The organism is Oscillatoria sp. FACHB-1407, assembly GCF_014697545.1.
GTDB lineage: Bacteria > Cyanobacteriota > Cyanobacteriia > Elainellales > Elainellaceae > FACHB-1407.
Map to the genome: position 1 here is coordinate 134,707 of NZ_JACJSA010000020.1, position 18,830 is coordinate 153,536.

At 49.4% G+C, this 18,830-nt stretch carries 19 protein-coding genes; 16 read left to right on the plus strand and 3 right to left on the minus strand.

The window, feature by feature from the left end:
- The first annotated feature begins 360 nt into the window (after positions 1-360).
- Both H6G89_RS26260 and H6G89_RS26265 read left to right on the plus strand, forming a co-directional pair.
- Positions 361-1,380 carry a helix-hairpin-helix domain-containing protein gene (locus H6G89_RS26260; protein ID WP_190512173.1) on the plus strand — a complete coding sequence of 340 codons (1,020 nt, stop codon included), beginning with the start codon at positions 361-363 and terminating at the stop codon, positions 1,378-1,380.
- A 5-nt stretch (positions 1,381-1,385) separates the two neighbouring features.
- Positions 1,386-2,306, plus strand: coding sequence for an FTR1 family iron permease (locus H6G89_RS26265; RefSeq protein ID WP_190512175.1), 921 nt, complete (start codon positions 1,386-1,388; stop codon positions 2,304-2,306).
- Between the two features lie 55 nt (positions 2,307-2,361).
- On the opposite strand, the gene H6G89_RS26270 is transcribed toward H6G89_RS26265, so the two are convergent.
- On the minus strand, positions 2,362-2,760 hold the full coding sequence (locus tag H6G89_RS26270) for a DUF4189 domain-containing protein (protein WP_190512177.1): 399 nt from the start codon (positions 2,758-2,760) through the stop codon (positions 2,362-2,364).
- A 149-nt stretch (positions 2,761-2,909) separates the two neighbouring features.
- Between H6G89_RS26270 and H6G89_RS26275 the strand changes: the two genes are divergently transcribed.
- The 7 genes from H6G89_RS26275 (at position 2,910) to H6G89_RS26305 (ending at position 8,426) form a co-directional block, all read left to right on the plus strand.
- Positions 2,910-3,287 (plus strand): MerR family transcriptional regulator, encoded by a 378-nt coding sequence (locus tag H6G89_RS26275; protein ID WP_190512180.1) that lies wholly within the window; start codon positions 2,910-2,912, stop codon positions 3,285-3,287.
- Positions 3,288-3,431: 144 nt separating this feature from the next.
- Positions 3,432-3,899, plus strand: a complete 468-nt coding sequence (locus H6G89_RS26280; protein WP_199336942.1) for a carboxymuconolactone decarboxylase family protein — start codon at positions 3,432-3,434, stop codon at positions 3,897-3,899.
- Positions 3,900-4,050: 151 nt separating this feature from the next.
- Positions 4,051-4,338: a hypothetical protein gene (locus H6G89_RS26285; RefSeq protein WP_190512182.1), complete on the plus strand. Its 288-nt coding sequence runs from the start codon at positions 4,051-4,053 to the stop codon at positions 4,336-4,338.
- 72 nt (positions 4,339-4,410) lie between these two features.
- Positions 4,411-5,115, plus strand: coding sequence for a class I SAM-dependent methyltransferase (locus H6G89_RS26290; protein WP_190512184.1), 705 nt, complete (start codon positions 4,411-4,413; stop codon positions 5,113-5,115).
- Positions 5,116-5,159: 44 nt separating this feature from the next.
- On the plus strand, positions 5,160-5,909 hold the full coding sequence (locus tag H6G89_RS26295; protein WP_190512186.1) for an SDR family NAD(P)-dependent oxidoreductase: 750 nt from the start codon (positions 5,160-5,162) through the stop codon (positions 5,907-5,909).
- Positions 5,910-5,930: 21 nt separating this feature from the next.
- The gene (locus H6G89_RS26300) at positions 5,931-6,911 is read left to right on the plus strand and encodes an aldo/keto reductase (RefSeq protein WP_190512188.1); all 981 of its coding nucleotides are present in this window, start codon (positions 5,931-5,933) and stop codon (positions 6,909-6,911) included.
- A gap of 255 nt (positions 6,912-7,166) precedes the next feature.
- The gene (locus tag H6G89_RS26305; RefSeq protein ID WP_190512190.1) at positions 7,167-8,426 is read left to right on the plus strand and encodes an L-lactate MFS transporter; all 1,260 of its coding nucleotides are present in this window, start codon (positions 7,167-7,169) and stop codon (positions 8,424-8,426) included.
- 83 nt (positions 8,427-8,509) lie between these two features.
- Here the strand turns inward: H6G89_RS26305 and H6G89_RS26310 are convergent, their stop codons facing one another.
- Positions 8,510-9,427 (minus strand): NAD(+) kinase, encoded by a 918-nt coding sequence (locus tag H6G89_RS26310; RefSeq protein WP_190512192.1) that lies wholly within the window; start codon positions 9,425-9,427, stop codon positions 8,510-8,512.
- A gap of 480 nt (positions 9,428-9,907) precedes the next feature.
- Here H6G89_RS26310 and H6G89_RS26315 point away from each other — a divergent pair, with 480 nt between their 5' ends.
- The 6 genes from H6G89_RS26315 to H6G89_RS26340 all read left to right on the plus strand — a co-directional run bounded on the left by H6G89_RS26315 (position 9,908) and on the right by H6G89_RS26340 (position 16,824).
- The gene (locus tag H6G89_RS26315; protein ID WP_190512194.1) at positions 9,908-10,699 is read left to right on the plus strand and encodes an LmeA family phospholipid-binding protein; all 792 of its coding nucleotides are present in this window, start codon (positions 9,908-9,910) and stop codon (positions 10,697-10,699) included.
- 17 nt (positions 10,700-10,716) lie between these two features.
- Positions 10,717-11,370, plus strand: coding sequence for a MotA/TolQ/ExbB proton channel family protein (locus H6G89_RS26320; RefSeq protein ID WP_190512196.1), 654 nt, complete (start codon positions 10,717-10,719; stop codon positions 11,368-11,370).
- Positions 11,357-11,758: an ExbD/TolR family protein gene (locus tag H6G89_RS26325; RefSeq protein ID WP_190512198.1), complete on the plus strand. Its 402-nt coding sequence runs from the start codon at positions 11,357-11,359 to the stop codon at positions 11,756-11,758. The genes H6G89_RS26320 and H6G89_RS26325 overlap by 14 nt, the downstream gene beginning before the upstream one ends.
- Positions 11,759-11,960: 202 nt before the next feature.
- The gene (locus tag H6G89_RS26330) at positions 11,961-13,772 is read left to right on the plus strand and encodes an iron uptake porin (protein ID WP_242060126.1); all 1,812 of its coding nucleotides are present in this window, start codon (positions 11,961-11,963) and stop codon (positions 13,770-13,772) included.
- A 402-nt stretch (positions 13,773-14,174) separates the two neighbouring features.
- Positions 14,175-15,161, plus strand: a complete 987-nt coding sequence (locus H6G89_RS26335) for a CsgG/HfaB family protein (RefSeq protein ID WP_190512202.1) — start codon at positions 14,175-14,177, stop codon at positions 15,159-15,161.
- A gap of 166 nt (positions 15,162-15,327) precedes the next feature.
- Positions 15,328-16,824, plus strand: coding sequence for a dolichyl-phosphate-mannose--protein mannosyltransferase (locus tag H6G89_RS26340; protein WP_190512209.1), 1,497 nt, complete (start codon positions 15,328-15,330; stop codon positions 16,822-16,824).
- Here H6G89_RS26340 and trmB read toward each other — a convergent pair.
- Positions 16,821-17,462 (minus strand): tRNA (guanosine(46)-N7)-methyltransferase TrmB, encoded by a 642-nt coding sequence (trmB, locus tag H6G89_RS26345; RefSeq protein WP_190512210.1) that lies wholly within the window; start codon positions 17,460-17,462, stop codon positions 16,821-16,823. The two genes, H6G89_RS26340 and trmB, sit on opposite strands and share 4 nt — an antisense overlap.
- 66 nt (positions 17,463-17,528) lie before the next feature.
- Here trmB and H6G89_RS26350 point away from each other — a divergent pair, with 66 nt between their 5' ends.
- Positions 17,529-18,638: a metallophosphoesterase family protein gene (locus H6G89_RS26350; RefSeq protein WP_190512211.1), complete on the plus strand. Its 1,110-nt coding sequence runs from the start codon at positions 17,529-17,531 to the stop codon at positions 18,636-18,638.
- Positions 18,639-18,830: the final 192 nt, after the last annotated feature.

The following is an 18,830-nucleotide window of genomic DNA, read 5'->3' on the forward strand; positions in this document are numbered from 1 at the left end:
CCACATTTGATGGTGCGGAGGCGAGTCAGGCAGCTTTCCCAGCGTCAGGGTTTGAGCCATTGCCTTTGCCTTAAGCTTTCTGACCAAAGCTATATTCTTTTGTCCTTCTGAAATAGCTTCTAGTTAAGAATCGTTTTCAATATAGTTGACAGTAATTCTCAAAAGTAGCAAGATGAATCCTGTAATGGTAACGATTGCAAAATAATGATGCTCTGTAGTTTTGTGGAGTGAGTAAACCTCCACAACAACAAAATCACCTTTAGGTAAACCCCTTCCCCTCTCAGGGGGATGCTACGGGCAAGGGAACTGGGATTTAAGGGGATAAACCCTATAAAAGCTGTGTATTGATGGAGAGATAAAATGCGAGTGCTTCGATATTTGATGATTGCAATCACGATCGCGTGTTTGGCAATTGGTCTAAATAATTGTGCCAGTTCAAGACCGTCTGATGTCGCGTTACCCCCTGCTGTGACTAGCCCGGCGGCAACTGATACCACAACCGATAGTGGCGATCGCAAAATCAATATCAACACCGCAATTTTGTCAGAGTTAGACAAACTAGAGGCGGAACTGGGCATTCCTGCGTTGTCCCACCAGATTCAAGCTAGTCGCCCCTACGGCAGCCCTGCCGATCTGGTTAGCAAAGGTGTTTTAACGCAGGAGCAGTTTGCTCAAATTCAAGACCAGATAACGGTTGAAGAAATTGTTCTAACGGGAGAAGCCAGAGATGTCGATTACCTGCTGAAGTTGGGCTTGATGAAGGGGCACATGATCATTGCAGGACAGTTGTTAGAACTGGGCTTTCCCGATAAAGCAGAACCGCACCTGGGTCACCCTGTTGAAGAAATTTATGTCGATATTGCTGAGCAGTTGCCCGAACGCGGTGTATCTGATTTTAGTGAGGGGCTGATTCAGGTGCAGGAGCTAGTACGCTCTAAACCCAATGATCCACAAGTACAATCGGCGTTTGAGGCAGCGAACAAAGCCATTGATGAGGCGATCGCCGTTCTTCCCGCAGAGCAACGCCAATCCCCCGCTTTTGTGTTGCAAGTCATCAACGGTATGTTAGACACAGCAGCGGCTGAATACACAGCTTCGATCAGCGATGGCAAAATTACGGCGGAGATTGAATATCAAGATTCACGCGGGTTTGTCGAATATTCCAAAGACACCCTCTTCAGGTCAATTGAAACCAAACTAACTGAAGAGAATGAGGAAGTCGCTCGAACCCTCAACTCTGAGCTTTCTGGCTTGTTTGCAGCGTGGCCTCAACCTATTCCCCCGACGACTCCTGTAGTGGCAGCAGATGACGTTGCAAATCAGGTCAAACGCTTTGAAACAACCAGCACCCCGGTTATTGAATCTGCTTCAATCCGCTAATCCATATGAATCTGAGTCTGATACTTCCCTCTTTTATCATCACGCTGCGAGAAGGTGTAGAAGCGGCACTTGTCGTGGGCATTGTGCTGGCGTGTTTGCAAAAAGCCAAACGCACTCAACTCAATTCCTGGGTTTATCTGGGGTTAGCGGCAGGGGTTCTAGTTAGTGCTTTGATTGGCTTACTATTTGGCTGGATCATCCGTGCCCTCGGATCTGCCAGTCCTGCTACAGAACCCCTTTTAGAAGCTGGATTTAGTGCGATCGCAATTGTGTTGCTGAGTTGGATGTTGATCTGGATGACTCAGCAAGCCCGCTCAATGCGAATGTTGGTTGAAGGGGAAGTCACTCAGGCATTGAGCAACCATGCTAGTGCAGCTTGGGGTATCTTTAGCCTGATTTTTATCGCGGTTTTGCGTGAAGGGTTTGAAACGATTGTTTTCATTGCTGCCAAGTTTCAGCAGGGAATGCTGCCTGCATTGGGGGCATTTGCTGGATTAGTTACGGCTGCTGTGATTGGTATTGCTTTGTTTAAGTGGGGCGTCAAACTCAATCTGCGATTGTTTTTTCAGGTCATGGGGGTTTTGTTGTTGCTAGTCGTAGCAGGATTGGTCATTACCACGTTAGGACACGCTGATGCAGTCATGGCTATTTTGGCAGGTCGCGATCGCGCCTCTGCGTCTCTCTGTTTCTACTATGAACACTTCACCCGCGTTCACTCTTGTATTTTGGGTCCGCTCGTATGGGATTTCTCAGCCTTCCTGCCCGATGACCAATTCCCTGGATTGATTCTCAGTGCTCTATTTGGTTACACTCAACGGCTCTATCAAGTGCAGGCGATCGCCTATTTTCTTTTTTTAATCACCGTTGGTGGACTGTACTTCCAGAGCCTTTCGGGTCGGCTCCTCCCTCTACGCCTTCAGAAGTAGCCTCGATTCCCAGATGGTTGAGGAATCTGGGAATTTCAAGTACTTTTTGATTGCTTTACCGAGAGGTACAAACCCACATGATGGGAGCACAGTCAGCACCGTAGGCACTGCATGTCTCAACCGCATAGCCTTCTGCAATCGAACGATTGATGCCCCAACCTGACCCATAGGCTCCATTAGAAGCCGTCGCTAAAGCACCACAGGCATTGCGAAACCACAGCAACACTTGACAATCGCTGCTACCCGAATGAGCTTCGCACTCGTTCAATGCTCGTATTTCTGCATCACCTTGCGTTGGGTAGTCGCGGGAGTAGCCGTATCCCCCGGTTGCCTCAGAGTAAGCGATCGCTCCAAACTTATCAGCGGCAAGTGCCTGTGTTGTTGCGACTAACGCGATCGCTGGAAGGCTTGCAATAGCTGCACCAACTCTCCGACTCCATTTTGACTTAAACATATTCTCTTCTTGGTGAAAACTGCTCAAATCTAACAACACCAATAATTTGTTGTCGAGAGAGGTTAACTATTCTTTTTGCAGAAGAGAACATCGCAGCAAGTTGACGTTAACGTTAAAGTCGTGATACAACTATTGATGTGAACAACAAAATGCGTATCGGAGAATTGGCTAAGCTGGCAGGCGTGACCCCTCGCACCATTCGCTATTACGAGAGTTTAGGGCTACTCGGACCCAGCGAACGTGAGGGTAAAGGGTTTCGTTATTATACCGAAACTGAACTGGAGCGTTTAGAAAAGATTCACGCCTTCAAAGAGTTAGGGTTGACGTTGGAAGAAATCGCCGATGTCATGCCCGTCTACTATGCTGACCCGACTCGCGTTCAAGGTAAACGCAAAATTGTGGAGATCCTCAAGGGTCACCTTCAAGATACTGATGAAAAAATTCAGGCATTGATTCAATTTCGTTCTGATTTGCAGAGCAACATCGATCGCATTCAACAGTGGATTGATGCTCAGGCCGAAAGCTAATTCCTTTTAGCTAAAATCTGACGTTTACGTAAAGGTTGTTTCTAGACGATATAAGTTAAGTACGCAATATTCAACCCTGAATCTTTAGAATTCGTGAGTAACGTTGTATTTCCTTTCTGACGTTGACGTAAAGGATATTAAACAATGCATTCTTCTCAAACTGATTTGCATAACCGTGTCGCTTCTGGGGTCCAACAGGAGCGATCGCCTCAATCTTCAGAATCCATGGCTGGCGATCGCTATCAGCGAGGGTGGGCAAAGCTTCAGGAGATTGATGGTGAAGCGGGAGAACGAGTGATTGAAAGTCTCAAGGCGATCGCACCTGATTTAGGACGTTACATTATTGAGTTTGCGTTTGGAGATGTCTACTCGCGCCCAGAACTGGACTTGAAATCTAGGGAAATCGCGACTGTCGCGGCTCTCACGGCAATGGGGACTGCTCAAGCACAACTTAAAGTTCACATCCATGCTGCTCTCAATGTGGGTTGCAGTCGTGCAGAAATTGTTGAGGTGATTTTGCAAATGGCAGTATATGCCGGGTTTCCGGCTGCGCTGAATGGTATTGCCATTGCTCAACAGGTTTTTGCTGAACGGGATCAACCGTCTCGATAAGACTAATTTCCTCAATTGCTACTACAGGTTAAATTCCCAACACCTATGGTATTTCCCCCTCAGCGAAGCGAGGTTGAAAAGAGTTAGATGGATCACCTTCAAGGATGAAATAAACATCTCATAGATTGCTTTTGTTGAAAGGAGATTACGAATGCCAACAGGTTGCTCTTCCAGAACTCACACAAACACTCATGTAATCAAAGAAGAAAATTTTCACAACTTAGTGAGTAGTAACAATGATTCAAAAAAACCGACACCTTTTGATGACGAACAGTATCGTTTGTGGTTATTGGATAAGCGTGAAGACAAAACTTTAGCTGTCCTTCTAGTGGAATTGGAAGAGGTTGAAGAACAAATGGATAACTTACAGCAGTTACGTCTAGATCTGATGGAAGAAATAGTAGCCATCAAACAGCAAGCATCCTACGAAGACTTTTAGAAGAGTCAAAACGATGGTTCGATCATTTTTGATGTATTGCCTCCCTTCATCTTTTCCCCTTCTCTACTCCTTATGCCCCACTCTCCACCCTGGCTCTACAACGAGTTTCAGCACGTTGGGACTGACTTCGAAGATCCCACTCAGGTTGAAACCTACGATCGCAATCAGCGTTCTTCCACTCCTGAAACAGAGCAAGCTTTAATCACTCAATTGGGTATATTTGGAGGTCACACTGTTATCGACTTGGGTTGCGGTACGGGCACATTTGCCATTCAAGCGGCATTAGCTGGTGCTCAAGTCTTTGCGATCGATGTGTCACAGAATATGTTGACTTACGCGCAACGCAAAGCTGAGTCTTCTGGAGCAACAAACATTCAGTTTCATCAGGCAGGTTTTCTCACGTACGAGCACACCGCTGTACCCGTTGACTTCATCGTCAGTAAATTTGCGTTGCATCATCTCCCCGACTTCTGGAAGATGGTCGCGTTTCAGCGAATGGTTACGATGCTCAAGCAGAACGGTACGTTTTATTTGCGAGATGTCGTGTTTTCTTTTGCCCCGTCTGACTATCAAACCCACTTAAATGACTGGATTCAACGGATGGCGAAACCAGTTGCAGAAGGATGGACGATGCAGGATTTTGAAACTCACATTCGTGAGGAATACACTACCTTCGGTTGGATTTTAGAAGGGATGCTGACTCAGGCAGGATTGGCGATCGCCTCCGCTCACTATCCCACCCCAACCTACGCCGAATACATCTCCACCAAGCTTTGAGCGTTTAATCCACGTTTATCACCTTAAATTTAGGAGCAGAAATCATGTCTGACAAATTGAAAGGCAAAGTGGCGATCGTGACTGGAGCCTCGTCTGGTATTGGTGAAGCCACCGCTCTGGCTCTGGCAGCAGAAGGAGCAAGTGTGGCGATCGCCGCCCGTCGAAGCGATCGCTTAGAGACACTCGCAAGCCGCATCACCGAGAAAGGAGGGCAGGTGCTCACCATCACCGCCGATGTAGCTGACGAAGCACAGGTCAACGATATGGTGCAGCAAACCCATGCCAAATTTGGCAGAGTCGATATTCTCGTCAACAACGCTGGGGTTATGTTGTTGGGTCCCATTGAAGGCGCAAACACCGAAGATTGGCGACGCATGATTAACGTGAATGTGTTGGGGTTGATGTATGCCACCCATGCCGTATTGCCTCTGATGAAAGCACAGGGCATCGGACACATCGTCAACATCTCCTCGGTGGCAGGTCGAATTGCGAGTGCCAATACAGGCGTGTACAACGCCACTAAGTGGGCAGTGGGAGCCTTTTCGGAGTCGCTGCGGAAAGAGGTTTACCAGAGCAATATCCGGGTCACGATCATCGAGCCAGGGTTGGTCGCCACGGAACTGCCGCAGCACATCACCAATCCCATGGCAAAGGAAGCTGCACTGGGGTTTTATGGCTCTGTCAAAAATCTGGACAGTGAGGACATTGCAGCCGCGATCGCCTATGCAGTTACGCAGCCACCCCACGTCAATGTGAATGAGATTTTGATTCGCCCTACAGAACAAGAACGCTAACCATTACTCAGGAGAAACCTCATGAAAACACGCAAACTTGGCACTCAAGGACTCATTGTTTCAGAACTAGGACTCGGCTGCATGGGTATGTCCGAGTTCTATAGTGGTCGCGATGAACAGGAAGCAATCGCCACTCTGCACCATGCCCTGGATTTGGGCGTCACCTTTCTCGATACCGCAGATATGTATGGTCCCTTCACCAATGAACGGTTGGTCGGTCAAGCGATTCGCGATCGCCGCGATCAGGTGATACTTGCCACTAAATTTGGCAATGTCCGCTCTGAGGATGGTGGTTGGTTGGGCATCAGTGGCAAACCCGATTATGTGCGGCAAGCCTGCGATGCCTCGCTGCAACGACTGGGGGTAGACGTAATTGACCTGTATTACCAGCATCGGGTTGATCCCACCGTTCCCATCGAAGACACGGTCGGAGCTATGGCAGAACTGGTGCAGCAGGGCAAAGTTCGTTATCTGGGTCTGTCTGAAGCGGCTCCAGCCACAATTCGACGGGCACACGCGGTTCATCCGATCACCGCACTGCAAACCGAATACTCCCTGTGGAGCCGCGATCCCGAAGATGAAGTGCTGCCGACAGTGCGGGAGTTGGGGATTGGCTTTGTGGCGTACAGCCCATTGGGACGAGGCTTTTTGTCGGGAGCCATCACCAAACCTGAAGACCTGGCAGAGGATGACTATCGCCGCAAAGCTCCTCGTTTTCAGGGCGAAAACTTCGCTAAAAACCTGGAACTGGTGGAGCAGGTTAAGGCGATCGCCGCTGAGAAGAACACTACTCCAAGTCAATTAGCTCTGGCGTGGCTACTGGCGCAAGGAGACGACATTGTTCCTATCCCCGGCACCAAACGTCGCACCTATTTAGAAGAAAACGTTGGAGCCGTTGAAATTACTCTAGCTCCAGAGGATTTGGCTCGTATCGAGCGAGTTGCTCCTAAAGGTAGCGCACTGGGCGATCGCTATGCCGACATGAGCACGGTGAATCGTTAGAGAAGGATAAAGAATGAAGGATGAAGGATAAAAAAGCTTCATTTCATCCTTCATCCTTTCCTTCTCACACTTCTCCCAAAATCTAGTTTGCTAGTATATAGACTTTTATCTATGCTCACGGAGTTTTCTATTATATTTTATCAATGAATAAAGAATCATGAGTAGATAGAAATATATCCCTCTTCCGATAGAGACAGTAGTCTGAAAGTAATTACTGTTTCTATGGAGAAAATACCGACTAGCATCTAAATTTTTATGGGCAACGTTAAATTATTTGGTCTTCCTGCCGAACGGGGCAGGTGGTTTTTGATTCCCCTTGGAATTGCGGTTTTGCTTTGCCTGGGTACGGCTTACTCCTGGAGTATTTTTCGGAAGCCGATCGAAACAAGTTTGGAGGTAGGAGCAACTCAGAGTCTACTGCCCTTCACAACGTTGCTGGTGGTCTTTTCGGTCTTGATGCCCGTTACTGGGTACTACATTGAGCGATTTGGTCCACGGCGAATTACAGCGATTGGTGGAGTGATCATGGGCATTGGCTATCTTGCCTCCAGCTTTGCCCATAGCATTCCTGCTCTCGTTCTCACCTATGGGGTAATTGCCGGAATTGGGGTTGGTATCACCTACGGTGTACCGCTAGCGGTAACTGCCAAGTGGTTTCCCGACAAGAAAGGAATTGCCGTAGGTACGACAGTGATTGGCTTTGGGCTTTCTCCCCTGGTCACTGCACCCCTCGCTCGCAATCTGATTGCGGCATATCCGCCCGATGGCTGGAAGGCGACGCTCCTCATTTTTGGAATTGCTTTTACGGCGATCGTTCTGCTGGCTTCAACCACCATGAAATATCCGCCGACAGACTGGCAACCTGGCGGGTGGCAACCTCCAGCAAGAACGCTGGCAGTCACAGGAGACGGCACACCGATGATGCAAACCCGCACTTTTTATGGGCTATGGGTCTGCTTCATCATTGGCACTTTTGTGGGTCTTGCCGCGATCGGGATCGCTAGCCCCGTCGGACAGGAGATTGTCAAGTTAGATGCCGGGATGGCAGCCTGGACGGTTTCACTGTTTGCTGTATTTAACGGCTTGGGCCGTCCCTTTTTTGGATGGGTCGCCGATCGCTTCACCCCCAAGAATGCGGCGATCGCCTGTTACGTGCTGGTGATCATCGCCTCCATCATGATGCTGAGTGCGGGTGAAGGCAGTGTTGCAACCTACCTGACCGCGTTTTGCTTGATTACTTTCTCCTTTGGCGGTTGGTTGGCGATCGCCCCTACTTCAACGCTGATCCTGTTTCGCTCTACGGACTATGCCAAGAACTACGGCATCGTCTTTACCGCTTTTGGTGCAGGTGCGTTGCTGGGGACATTGACGGTGGGACGCATCCGTGATTTGTTCGGCAGCTATACGTCCTTCTTCTACATCACCGGGCTACTGGCGATCGTCGGGATCGTGGTCGCTGTCTTCATGCTGAAGCGCAATCCCACTGTTGCCACCGAGCTTGAACTGGGCAAGTAATGCCCGGTCTTTTTCAAGGGTCATAGGCGTCAGGGGCGATCGCCCCTTTTTTTTGCTTAGGATTGTGGATTTATAGCCGTATCTTAGGGAAGCTCTACCGAGGCTGGCTTAGCCACATGGGGCAACCCCCAACCCAGTTTTTCTCTCAACACATGGAAAAACTCAGGAGAGCGCAAGCGGATAAACCGGGCAACATAGGGCGATCGCTGTACCCTCACGCGATCGTCTGGTAAGACATAACAACCACCATTGCCATCGACCACCATCACCAGACGGTTAGGATTCGCAGGAAAAATCGTCACAGGTTCACTGTCCGCAAAGACCAGTGCCCGTGATGCCAGCGAATGGGGACAGATTGGCACAAGTTGCAACACAGGCACGCCCGGTGTCACTACAGGACCACCCGCTGAGAGGGAATAAGCCGTGGAGCCAGTCGGGGTCGAAATAATCACCCCATCCGCTGCGATATCCACTGGGGCATGTTTGCCAATCTCAATCTCAAAATGGCACATGCTGGTCAACGGCTCCCGATGCAGCACCATTTCGTTGAGACACAACGCCTCCCACAGGACAATGTCATCTCGCAGCAGTTGCACCGTCAACATTGCTCGCTCTTCGATCTCATAGTTGCCCACTAGAAGCGGCTCGATCGCCTGCGACAGTTGATTGAGATAGACTTCGGTTAAAAAGCCCATATGTCCGGTGTTGACCGTTAGCAGCGGAATGCCACAGGGAGCAATTTGGCGGAAAGCTGACAACACGGTACCGTCGCCACCCAGAACGATCGCAAACTGTGTCTCTTCATCAAACCCAGGTGGTACAAGATTGGCGATCGGTGTATGGCAAATGGGGCGATCGGGTTGGGAGTAACCTAGAATCCCACCGATTCCTGTTGCCATAGCCACAGTCCAACCAAGCGAAGTCAGCTTGTCCCTCAATTCCTCAGCAACACGACAAGCAACAGGCTTCAAATCATTAAAGATAATCCCAGCTTTGGGCACACTCAGCGTCCACTACAGTGTCAAACAACTTAAAGGCAATTGCCTCATTGACTAAAGGAGGGGTGAATCAAATCACTCCTCTTTAATAGATTAGAGGCTTCGACCCCAGTTTCAGCAGTTTTAAGCATTGAACTCGACAGTGTGAGCCATGCATTGAATTAAAACTGTTAAAAATCAAAGGCATTCATACCTCTTTGCATGGTAATTGCTCTACACTCCCTTTATCAAGCAGATAGCCCATGAGAGCGGGCGATCGCTGTTAGATTGCTCCAGCAAAAAGAGTTAGAAACCTTCTGTAACCGCCCTTTGAAAGTATGGATCCCCTACTTGTACGATCACAGTCACTTCATTCCATTTGCTTATAGATTAGTTTAAAAAAAGTAAAGAAAATTATTTCAGCTTCACTAATCAATGTATTTTGTTGCTGTTTTCTTCATGTTTTGTTACAACTGTTGAAGATTCGTCCTTACAAGTGACCTCATGTTTGGTGGTTTGACAGGCTCAAAAAGTAGCTCTAGTGACTTCGGCGAGCGTATGCTAAACGCTGTCGCCAGTCAATCAATTCGCCACCTATTCACGCAAAGTGAAACTGTGGATGTCGAAATTCGCTGCAATCCCTCTAGCAAACTGTTGCAGGGCAGTGTTGATAGTTTCAAAATGTGGGGTCGTCATCTCGTCATCCGTCGCGACTTTCTGGTAGAAGAGATGTCGTTTGAAACAGATGCTGTCTCGATTGATCCCGGTTCTATCCTCGGTGGCAATATCCGTCTCAAACAGCCCACTCAAGCTGTTGCCCAGGTCGTTTTGACTGAAGATGCCATCAATCGAGCTTTTACTGCCGAATTGGTGAAAAAGCGTCTGGTCAATGTCGATTTGGAAGCAGTCACCAATTTGTCGGGGGGTGAACCCATCTCCTTCCGGGATGTCAAGGTTGAGTTGCGACCCGATAATCAGATCAAGCTGATGGCAAAAACAGACCTTCCCAATCGGGCTGATGTGCCCCTGAGCTTATCTGCTACGCTCACGGTTGAAAAGCGTCGGCGCATCTCCTTCAAAAATCCCAAATTTGAACCCGATGCCATTCCAGACTCGATGCTCAGTCTGGCTGAAATTTTGAGTATGGCATTTGCTCAAATCCTCGATAATATGGTTGATTTGGATCGGTTTGATCTCGATGGCGTTACGCTTAGGGTCAATCGACTCGAAACTCACGGGAAAAATCTGGTTTTTAGTGGGTATGCTCAGATTGACCATTTTCCGGGCACCCGATAACGGTTTGGTGCATATTCATGTCCATCATCAACTTGTTCATTGCGGGTGGGGTTGTAATGTTTCCCCTCCTGGCACTGTCAATCCTGGCAATGGCTCTCATTCTGGAGCGGATTTTTTTCTGGCTCCAGCTAACGCGACGACAGGATAAGGTTATCCGAGAGGCACTTGCTCTCTATCGGCGCAGTGCGAAGGCGGCATTTCAGTTTCTAGAGCGCAATGCCGATCTCCCGATTCCCCGCATTTTTTTAGCGGCACTGGAGTTAGAACAGGCTGATCCGGAAGAGTTTCGGATTGCTCTAGAGAGTGCTGCTCAAGCTGAATTACCTCTGCTCAAACGCTTTACCATTGTGTTTGATACGGTTACCAGCGTATCCCCTCTCCTGGGGTTGTTAGGAACTATTCTGGGGCTGATTCAATCCTTTGGTTCGCTCCAAATTGGGGATTTAGGGGGCACTCAAGCCACCGGTGTAACAGCGGGGATCAGTGAAGCATTGATTTCTACCGCCGCAGGTTTGATTGTGGCGATTTTCACACTACTGTTTGCCAACATGTTTCGTGGGCTTTATCAACGTCAAGTCGCCCTGATCCAGGAGTATGGTGGACAGATAGAATTGCTCTATCGCCGCCGCTATGAGCAAAGTCGAGGATTTCCACCCTATGCGCCTTCCTGAGGAACCGGACATTCCCCCACAAATTAACATCGTCCCCATGATCGATGTGATCTTTGCGATTCTGACTTTTTTTGTGTTGTCAACCCTGTTTCTAACCCGGTCAGAGGGGCTGCCGGTCAACTTACCTGGGGCAGTGAGTGCTGAAAGTCAGGCACAAACGCAGATTGTTGTAACCATCGATCGCGACGGCAATGTGTCACTCAATCGTCAACCGATCTCATTGGAGGCGTTAAACGCTCAGGTACAGCCACTCATTCAAGCCAACACAAACTCGATCGTGGTGATTAATGCTGATACCGACGTCAGTCATGGTCAGGTGGTCGCTGTGATGGATCAACTGCGCCAGATTCAGGGTATTCGGATGGCGATCGCCACTCAACGACCTTAGTACAACTCGTCGTAAATAGGGGTGGGAATTCGGGGTGCAGGGGTGGAACCCCTGGCTGGGGGCGCAGCCCCACATACCCTTGTCTCAACTGCCTCGACAGTTGCTATAGCTCTCTTCTTCTTTTTTCACTACTTCATCCTTTAACGACTAAAATGAGCCTGAGTCATTTGGACTCATGTGGGATAGTGTGAGGAGTGTTGGCATGAGTTTAGGTCAATTGGGGTTGACTCCAGTTTTGGGGGTCATTGGCGTGCTGCTGTCAGCTACGATCGCCACCGCTGATTCTTCCACACCTGCCCCACCGGAGGAGGTTGATTTATCCATAGTTGGCTCATCTGTCACAGATAATCAATCCCCGCTCCTCTCCCCCCAACCTTGGGAACCAGACACCATCGCTCAATCTCCGTCCGTTGCTCAACTCTCAGATGTGCAGCCAACTGACTGGGCATATGAGGCATTGCGATCGCTGGTGGAACGCTATGGCTGCGTTAGTGGTTATGCAGATGGCACCTATCGAGGGGGGCGATCGCTCACCCGGTATGAGTTTGCAGCGGCGTTAAACACCTGTCTCGATCGCGTGAATGAGTTGGTCAATGAGAGCTTAGCTGAGCCTTCTCTGGCAGAAGACCTGACAACGCTGCGACGGTTGCAGGAGGATTTTGCGGAGGAGTTGGCGACGGTGCGGAGTCGCATGGAGGACTTAGAAAATCGGACGGCTGAGCTAGAGTCAAATCAGTTTTCTACAACAACTCGCCTGAGTGGGCAAACTATCTTGGCGTTTAATGGTGGGTTGCAGGGAGGTGTTGATGATCCGAGCCTCGTCCTGTTGAGTCGAGTCCGGCTTAATCTAGTCACGAGTTTTGCAGGCACCGATCAATTGTTAACTCAGTTGGAAACGGGCACAGGTGGGGCAAATAACGATGCTGCTGCCTACCTGTTGCGTGATGAAGGGGAGTTTCGGGATGATCTGGTGGAGGCAGGGAATGAACTTACCGATCAAGCCCTCAACCAGCGTGGTTCTAGTCTGAATGACTTTCCCCAACTGCGACTCAATAATCAAAACAGCATCGAGGGGATTCGCGATACCCTGGCTACTAATTTACGGGACATTGCTTTAGCCGCAGGGGTGTCACCCCTGGAGGCTCAGGAAATTTTTGAGACGGCTGTGGAAGCGGTTGAGACGGCTCAGGGGATTAGCGGATTTTTGCAAACGAACAGCGCACTTGAATATTCGGATGCAGATAGCCAAGTACGCTTGAATCGATTAAGTTATGATTTTGCGCCCAATCCAAACCTGACATTTGCTGTTTTTGCTCAGGGTTATGCCTCCGACTATGTCGATCGCAACCGTTACGCTAATGACAGTGGAGATAATTTTTCAACCTATGGCTTTGTCAACAATCAATTGCTGTTAGCCAATGACCCACCAGGGGCGGGCGCAGCCTTGCGCTGGAATCCCCTTGACTTTCTGACGCTACGAGCGGTGTACCGAGCTGAACAAGCTGCCATTGCCACCGTGACTCCTAATGACGGCAATCAGCGCGGTTTGTTTGGCGATCCCTACCTGGGAGTGGTCGAATTAGAGTTTGCAATTTTGGATGATCTGGCGATCGCCCTGCAATATAGCGGCGGTGCTCAGGGAGATGTGGCTTACGATGCGGTGGGAGCTAACCTCCAACTCACCCTAGGACAGTTGGGTGTATTCGGTCGCTTTGGGTACGCCTACAACTTTCCCGGTGGCATTGAACCGTCGGCATGGTCGCTAGGGGTGACGATGTCAGATTTGTTTATTCCAGGAGCAGTGGGCGGGTTTGCGATCGGGCAACCCCTGGTGTTTGAAGAGGATGTAATCAACTTCTTTAACAGCACACAGACCAACTATGAGTTGTTTTACAAACTGCCCATCAACGACAACATCAGCGTTACTCCCATGCTGCAACTGATTACCGATCCCGGCAATCGAGGGGATGACGCAATTTTCACAGGAACGCTGAGAACAGTCTTCAACTTTTAACCATCATCGCTTAGTCCTGCTTTCACAGATAGGGTTTGGAAATAAAACCAGGGGAGTGTGGGGGGCTGCGCCCCCAGTCAGGGGTTTCACCCCTGCACCCCAAATTCCCACCCTTATGTACGACGAGTTGTACTTAGAGTCTCAGTCTCATCTACAAACCCATCGTTTGTATCGGCGATATGGAACCAGTCGTAATTTTTTCCGTACCGTTGCCCTACGAGTATAAAAAAGCATCCGTATTTATTTTGATTTAAAAAAATACCTGATTGAAATTGGATAGATATACGGTTTTTCGACCCCTATGTCTATCCTCTATTCTCAAGTTGTTCAGAGCTCTATGTGTCAAAACGAACCTGAGTTCAACTCGTTGTCATCTCCCTCTCAAGCAATCTTCAGTCATTTATGTCGTTTAATTGTCTAGTTCGTGCTACTTGCAGTGCGTTACTGCTAACCAGTGTATGGGTTCCCGTTATTGTTGTGCCTGCTGCGTCTGCCAACGAAATCACGATCGCTCAGGCACAGTCTCAAAATCGTCTGCGGGTTGCAGTTCTAGATTTTGACTTTGCCGCAACAACTTCGGTGCTCAATGCGTTTGGAGGGTTTGGTCCCAGTGATGGCATCAGCGATCGCTTGACTAATCAATTGACTCGCCAGGGAGCCTACGTGATGATCGAGCGTAGCCGGATCAACGCCATCTTAGCTGAACAGGGTCTTGCTGCTGCGGGTCTTGTGGATGCGAATACAGCGGCTCAGATTGGGCGTATGTTGGGAGCAGACATTGTTATTTTGGGATCGGTAACTCGCTTCAACGTCGAGGAGGGGCGATCGGGAGTCGGTATTTTGGGTATTGGCAGTAGCAACCGTCGTGTTACGGCTGAGGTTCAACTGACTGCCCGCATGGTCAACACGACCACTGGTGAAATTCTGGCGGTTGCAGAGGGGGCAGGGGATGACACGCAACGCAACAGTGGATTTTCGTTGGGTGGGTTGGTACGAGTTGGGTCGAGTACAAGTAATGTTGATGAACTTTTAAGCAATGCCGCTGATACTGCGGTCGAGCAGTTAGCCAGCAACTTTCAGGTTGAAGCCACTCGGTTAGCTGCACTGCCTCCCGCTTTGCCCAATATCGAGGCACGGGTGGCAGATGTCGCTGGCAGGGAAGTAGTGATCAATCGCGGGAGCCAGGATGGATTCCGAGTTGGGATGACCATTTCTATTGAGCGGGTTACTCGTCAAGTCACCGATCCCGAAACAGGTGAAGTCCTACGAACACTGAGTAGCCCTGTGGGAGAAATTGAACTAACCGATGTGGATGATCGGTCAAGTATGGGACGAGTGACAACGGGTACAGGCTTTCGAGTGGGCGATCGCGCGATCGCTGTTCGATAAAATCGCTGTTCGCTGAAACAGTTGGGGAATAGTTAGATCGGGGTGTAGAGGTAAGATCTCTGCGCCCCATTTTTCGTTTAACCATTAGATCCTGCAATCCAAAATCCGAAATGGTATGAGATGCACTAGGGTAAGAAAGGGTTGAGTTGATCTGCTTTTTTGCTCCATGAGCCTTTATCCGAAACATGACAGCCGTCTGACTCCCTGGTTTTGGGTCAGCATAGCCGTATTATTTCTGGTGGCGATCGCCCTGCGGTTTTGGGGGTTAAGCCGCTTTAACACATTGGTGTTTGATGAAGTCTATTACGCCAAATTTGCAACCGCATTTTTGCAAAATCGGCAGGAGTTTGGTGGGCATCCACCTCTGACGAATTACATCATCGCCGTTGGAATCGCGATCGCTCAACGGTTTGGTTGGGGTAATCCCGCCGACAGCAACGACCTGGCAGGCATGATGCTGACGACGTTTAGCTATCGCTGGGTAAATGCCTTGACGGGAGCGTTTATTCCTCTGGTGATTGCGGCGATCGCCTATCAAATTACCCATCGCCGCAGTTATGCCCTGATTGCCGGACTCTTCGCCACACTGGAAGGGATGATCCTGGTGGAGTCTCGCTATGCCCTCAACAACGTGTATCTCATTCTATTTGGGCTGTTGGGGCATCTATTTGTGTTAATGGCAGTTAATCACAAAGTACGACAGCACACCTCAGAGGAATCAAACTTGCCCTGGTTTCTCGTTTATCTTGTACTGGCAGGTGTTGGTTTTGGAGCATCCGCTGGGATCAAGTGGAATGGGTTGGGCTTTTTGTTGAGTGCCTATTTGATCTGGGGTATCGCCTGGATCTTGCATTGGCTACGACGGGGGCGATCGCTATCTGGGGCACGCAGCACCAATCCTCTAGAGAAGCTGACTCAACTCCATATCGGGCATGTTTTGTTTGGGTTGGCTCTCGTTCCTGCTGTCACCTACTACATTAGTTGGATTCCCTACATTCAAATTGACCCCAGTACGAGTTTTTGGGAATGGCAACATCAGGTGATCGACTATCACTCACGGGTCGGGGGCATGGATGCTCATCCCTACTGCTCTCCCTGGTATAGCTGGCTGTATATGGTGCGTCCGGTTGCCTACTTCTATCAGACGACTCGCAGCATGAACGACCCCATTCCGGTAGGCGAAACGGTGATTCCACAGGAGCAGGCAGCAGTTGTTTATGACGTACATGCGCTGGGCAACCCGTTCTTGTGGTGGTTTTCCAGTACGGCGATTTTATTGATGGTTGGAGCTGTTTTGCAACAGACCTGGACGTGGGCAACGGTTGTGGCTAGACAAAATGCAAAGGGCATCACGGTAGATACAACTACCTGGCTGATGTTGTATCTCGTGTTAGGTTGGGCGGCTAACCTGTTGCCGTGGATGAAAGTCAGCCGTTGTACCTTTATCTATCACTACATGGGATCGTCCATGTTTGCGCTGTTAGCGATCGCTTTATTGTGCGATCGGTGGTTACACAGCCCGGAGCGATGGAAACAGGGCACCAGCATTACGATCATTTTTCTAGTGATCGCCGCATTTCTATTCTGGTTGCCCCTCTATTTGGGATTGCCCCTCTCCCCAGCAGAGTTTCGACTGCGGCAGTGGTTCCCTTCCTGGGTTTAAGCATCCCTTCTGACAAAAACCGCTCGATATACGGGTTCCCCCCGTGACAGCACAGATTGTTCTCGCTCGGTCGCTATGGGTAAGGGGTTCGTATCCAGCCAAGCTGCTGTGCCCTGTTTGACAAAGGCGGGGTGCTCTTGAAAGCGATCGCCCATTTCCACGGCTACCTCCTGGACATCGGATTGCAGGAACACCGTTCCCCCTGGGATGAGATACTGCGCCAGGCAGTTCACCATTTCAGGCTTCACAACCCGCCGCTTTTGATGTCGCTTCTTAAACCACGGGTCGGGAAATTGAATCGAGACGTACTGTAATTGCCTCAATTGCAATGATTCGAGAAGTGGGGATAGAGAATTGGTTACATTACAAAAAATGTAGTGCAGATTCGTTAACCCCACCTCATCACGCCACTGGTTTGCCTGGTCTACCAATGGCTCCCGGATCTCTAACCCTAAAAAATTCCATTCAGGCTGTTGCTGTGCCATCTCCAGCAAAAACACCCCCCGTCCACAGCCAATGTCAAGATGTAGGGGTTGAGTCGGATTGGCATAGATTTTCTCCCAATCTGGAGGGGTGACAGGCTGTTGATACTTCCGACTTAACGGGTTGACATGCTGACGGACACGGACGATTGCCAAGAGAACTTTCCCCAATCAAACAAGGAACCTATAACAATATAGAAGGTACACTCACTTGACGCACCTATGCGCTTGGATTTTCGCTTTGCCATCATCAGTGATCCTCACATTGCGTTGCCTCACACCATTTGGGATCATCCCACACGGTTTCATTTAGTAGAAGTCAGCATTCCGGCTCTGGAACAGGTGTTGAGCCAACTGGAATTGCTGGATCTGGACTTTTTGCTATTGCCGGGGGATCTAACGCAACATGGCGAACCAGACAACCACGCATGGCTAGCCGATCGCTTAGCCCAACTGCCTTATCCCGTCTATGTTGTGCCGGGAAATCACGATGTGGTCGAGCGTCAAGCCAGCCATCGCTCGATTGGGGTTGCTGAGTTTCCGGGCTATTACGAAAAGATGGGCTATGACAATGCACAGCAGATCTATTACAGCCATGAGATTGTACCGGGAGTGCGGTTGATTGGGTTGAACTCCAACGATTTTGATGGCGAGGGTAAACAATTGGGGATGGGACATCTCGACACTGAGCAATTGATCTGGTTGGAGCAGACCTTAGCCACTGCCCAGGAAGAATTGATTTTAGTGATGATTCATCACAACGTGCTGGAACATTTGCCCGGACAGTCCAAACACGGCATGGGTAAACGTTACATGCTGAGCAATGCTAACAAACTGTTGCAGCTATTACGAGCGGCAAAGGTGCCTCTAATTTTCACAGGGCATTTGCATGTGCAGGATATCGCCCACGCTGACGGCATCTATGAAATCACCACTGGTTCTCTAGTGAGCTATCCCCATCCCTATCGGGTCTTACATTTTTATCAAGACGATCACGGTCAGCGATGGCTCAAGGTCGAGTCCGATCGCGTCGTAGCAGTCCCAGATTTTCCCGATCTGCAACAACTCTCACGGGAATGGATGGGCGATCGCTCCTTTCACTTCATGTTCAAACTGTTGAGCCAACCTCCACTCAACCTATCGATCGCTGAGGCAGAGGCTCTAGCACCCGCTCTGCGCTACTTCTGGGCAGAGATCGCTAACGGGGATGCGTTGTTTGATTTTGCTCACTTCCCTGACTCAGTTCGTCGCTATTTGAAGACATTTAGTGCGATCGACATGGCAGGAAATCCTCGGCAAATCGATAATCAAGCCTTACTGAATATCTCCTAGTGGGTCATTTGCCTCGAACATAGCCATTTCCAGTGGCTGAAAAGCTTGCTGTGTAGGAATTTAAGTTTCCGTACTTGTACCAAATGACCCACTAGTAGTCCACCAAAGGAACTTTGCCTAGTTTAGCGGGTACTGATAAACTGACTCAAAGACTGGAGGGTGTATGAGCCAGAAGAAATATATCGTAAACTT

Coding starts and splice junctions, on each gene's coding strand:
- H6G89_RS26275 (WP_190512180.1), top strand. CDS start 2,910: ATGCGTATCGGAGAATTGGCTAAGCTGGCAGGCGTGACCCCTCGCACC.
- H6G89_RS26330 (WP_242060126.1), top strand. CDS start 11,961: ATGAGTTTAGGTCAATTGGGGTTGACTCCAGTTTTGGGGGTCATTGGC.
- H6G89_RS26320 (WP_190512196.1), top strand. CDS start 10,717: ATGTCCATCATCAACTTGTTCATTGCGGGTGGGGTTGTAATGTTTCCC.
- H6G89_RS26285 (WP_190512182.1), top strand. CDS start 4,051: ATGCCAACAGGTTGCTCTTCCAGAACTCACACAAACACTCATGTAATC.
- H6G89_RS26300 (WP_190512188.1), top strand. CDS start 5,931: ATGAAAACACGCAAACTTGGCACTCAAGGACTCATTGTTTCAGAACTA.
- H6G89_RS26350 (WP_190512211.1), top strand. CDS start 17,529: ATGCGCTTGGATTTTCGCTTTGCCATCATCAGTGATCCTCACATTGCG.
- H6G89_RS26295 (WP_190512186.1), top strand. CDS start 5,160: ATGTCTGACAAATTGAAAGGCAAAGTGGCGATCGTGACTGGAGCCTCG.
- H6G89_RS26340 (WP_190512209.1), top strand. CDS start 15,328: ATGAGCCTTTATCCGAAACATGACAGCCGTCTGACTCCCTGGTTTTGG.
- H6G89_RS26335 (WP_190512202.1), top strand. CDS start 14,175: ATGTCGTTTAATTGTCTAGTTCGTGCTACTTGCAGTGCGTTACTGCTA.
- H6G89_RS26270 (WP_190512177.1), bottom strand. CDS start 2,760: ATGTTTAAGTCAAAATGGAGTCGGAGAGTTGGTGCAGCTATTGCAAGC.
- H6G89_RS26260 (WP_190512173.1), top strand. CDS start 361: ATGCGAGTGCTTCGATATTTGATGATTGCAATCACGATCGCGTGTTTG.
- H6G89_RS26265 (WP_190512175.1), top strand. CDS start 1,386: ATGAATCTGAGTCTGATACTTCCCTCTTTTATCATCACGCTGCGAGAA.
- H6G89_RS26290 (WP_190512184.1), top strand. CDS start 4,411: ATGCCCCACTCTCCACCCTGGCTCTACAACGAGTTTCAGCACGTTGGG.
- H6G89_RS26305 (WP_190512190.1), top strand. CDS start 7,167: ATGGGCAACGTTAAATTATTTGGTCTTCCTGCCGAACGGGGCAGGTGG.
- H6G89_RS26315 (WP_190512194.1), top strand. CDS start 9,908: ATGTTTGGTGGTTTGACAGGCTCAAAAAGTAGCTCTAGTGACTTCGGC.
- H6G89_RS26280 (WP_199336942.1), top strand. CDS start 3,432: ATGCATTCTTCTCAAACTGATTTGCATAACCGTGTCGCTTCTGGGGTC.
- H6G89_RS26325 (WP_190512198.1), top strand. CDS start 11,357: ATGCGCCTTCCTGAGGAACCGGACATTCCCCCACAAATTAACATCGTC.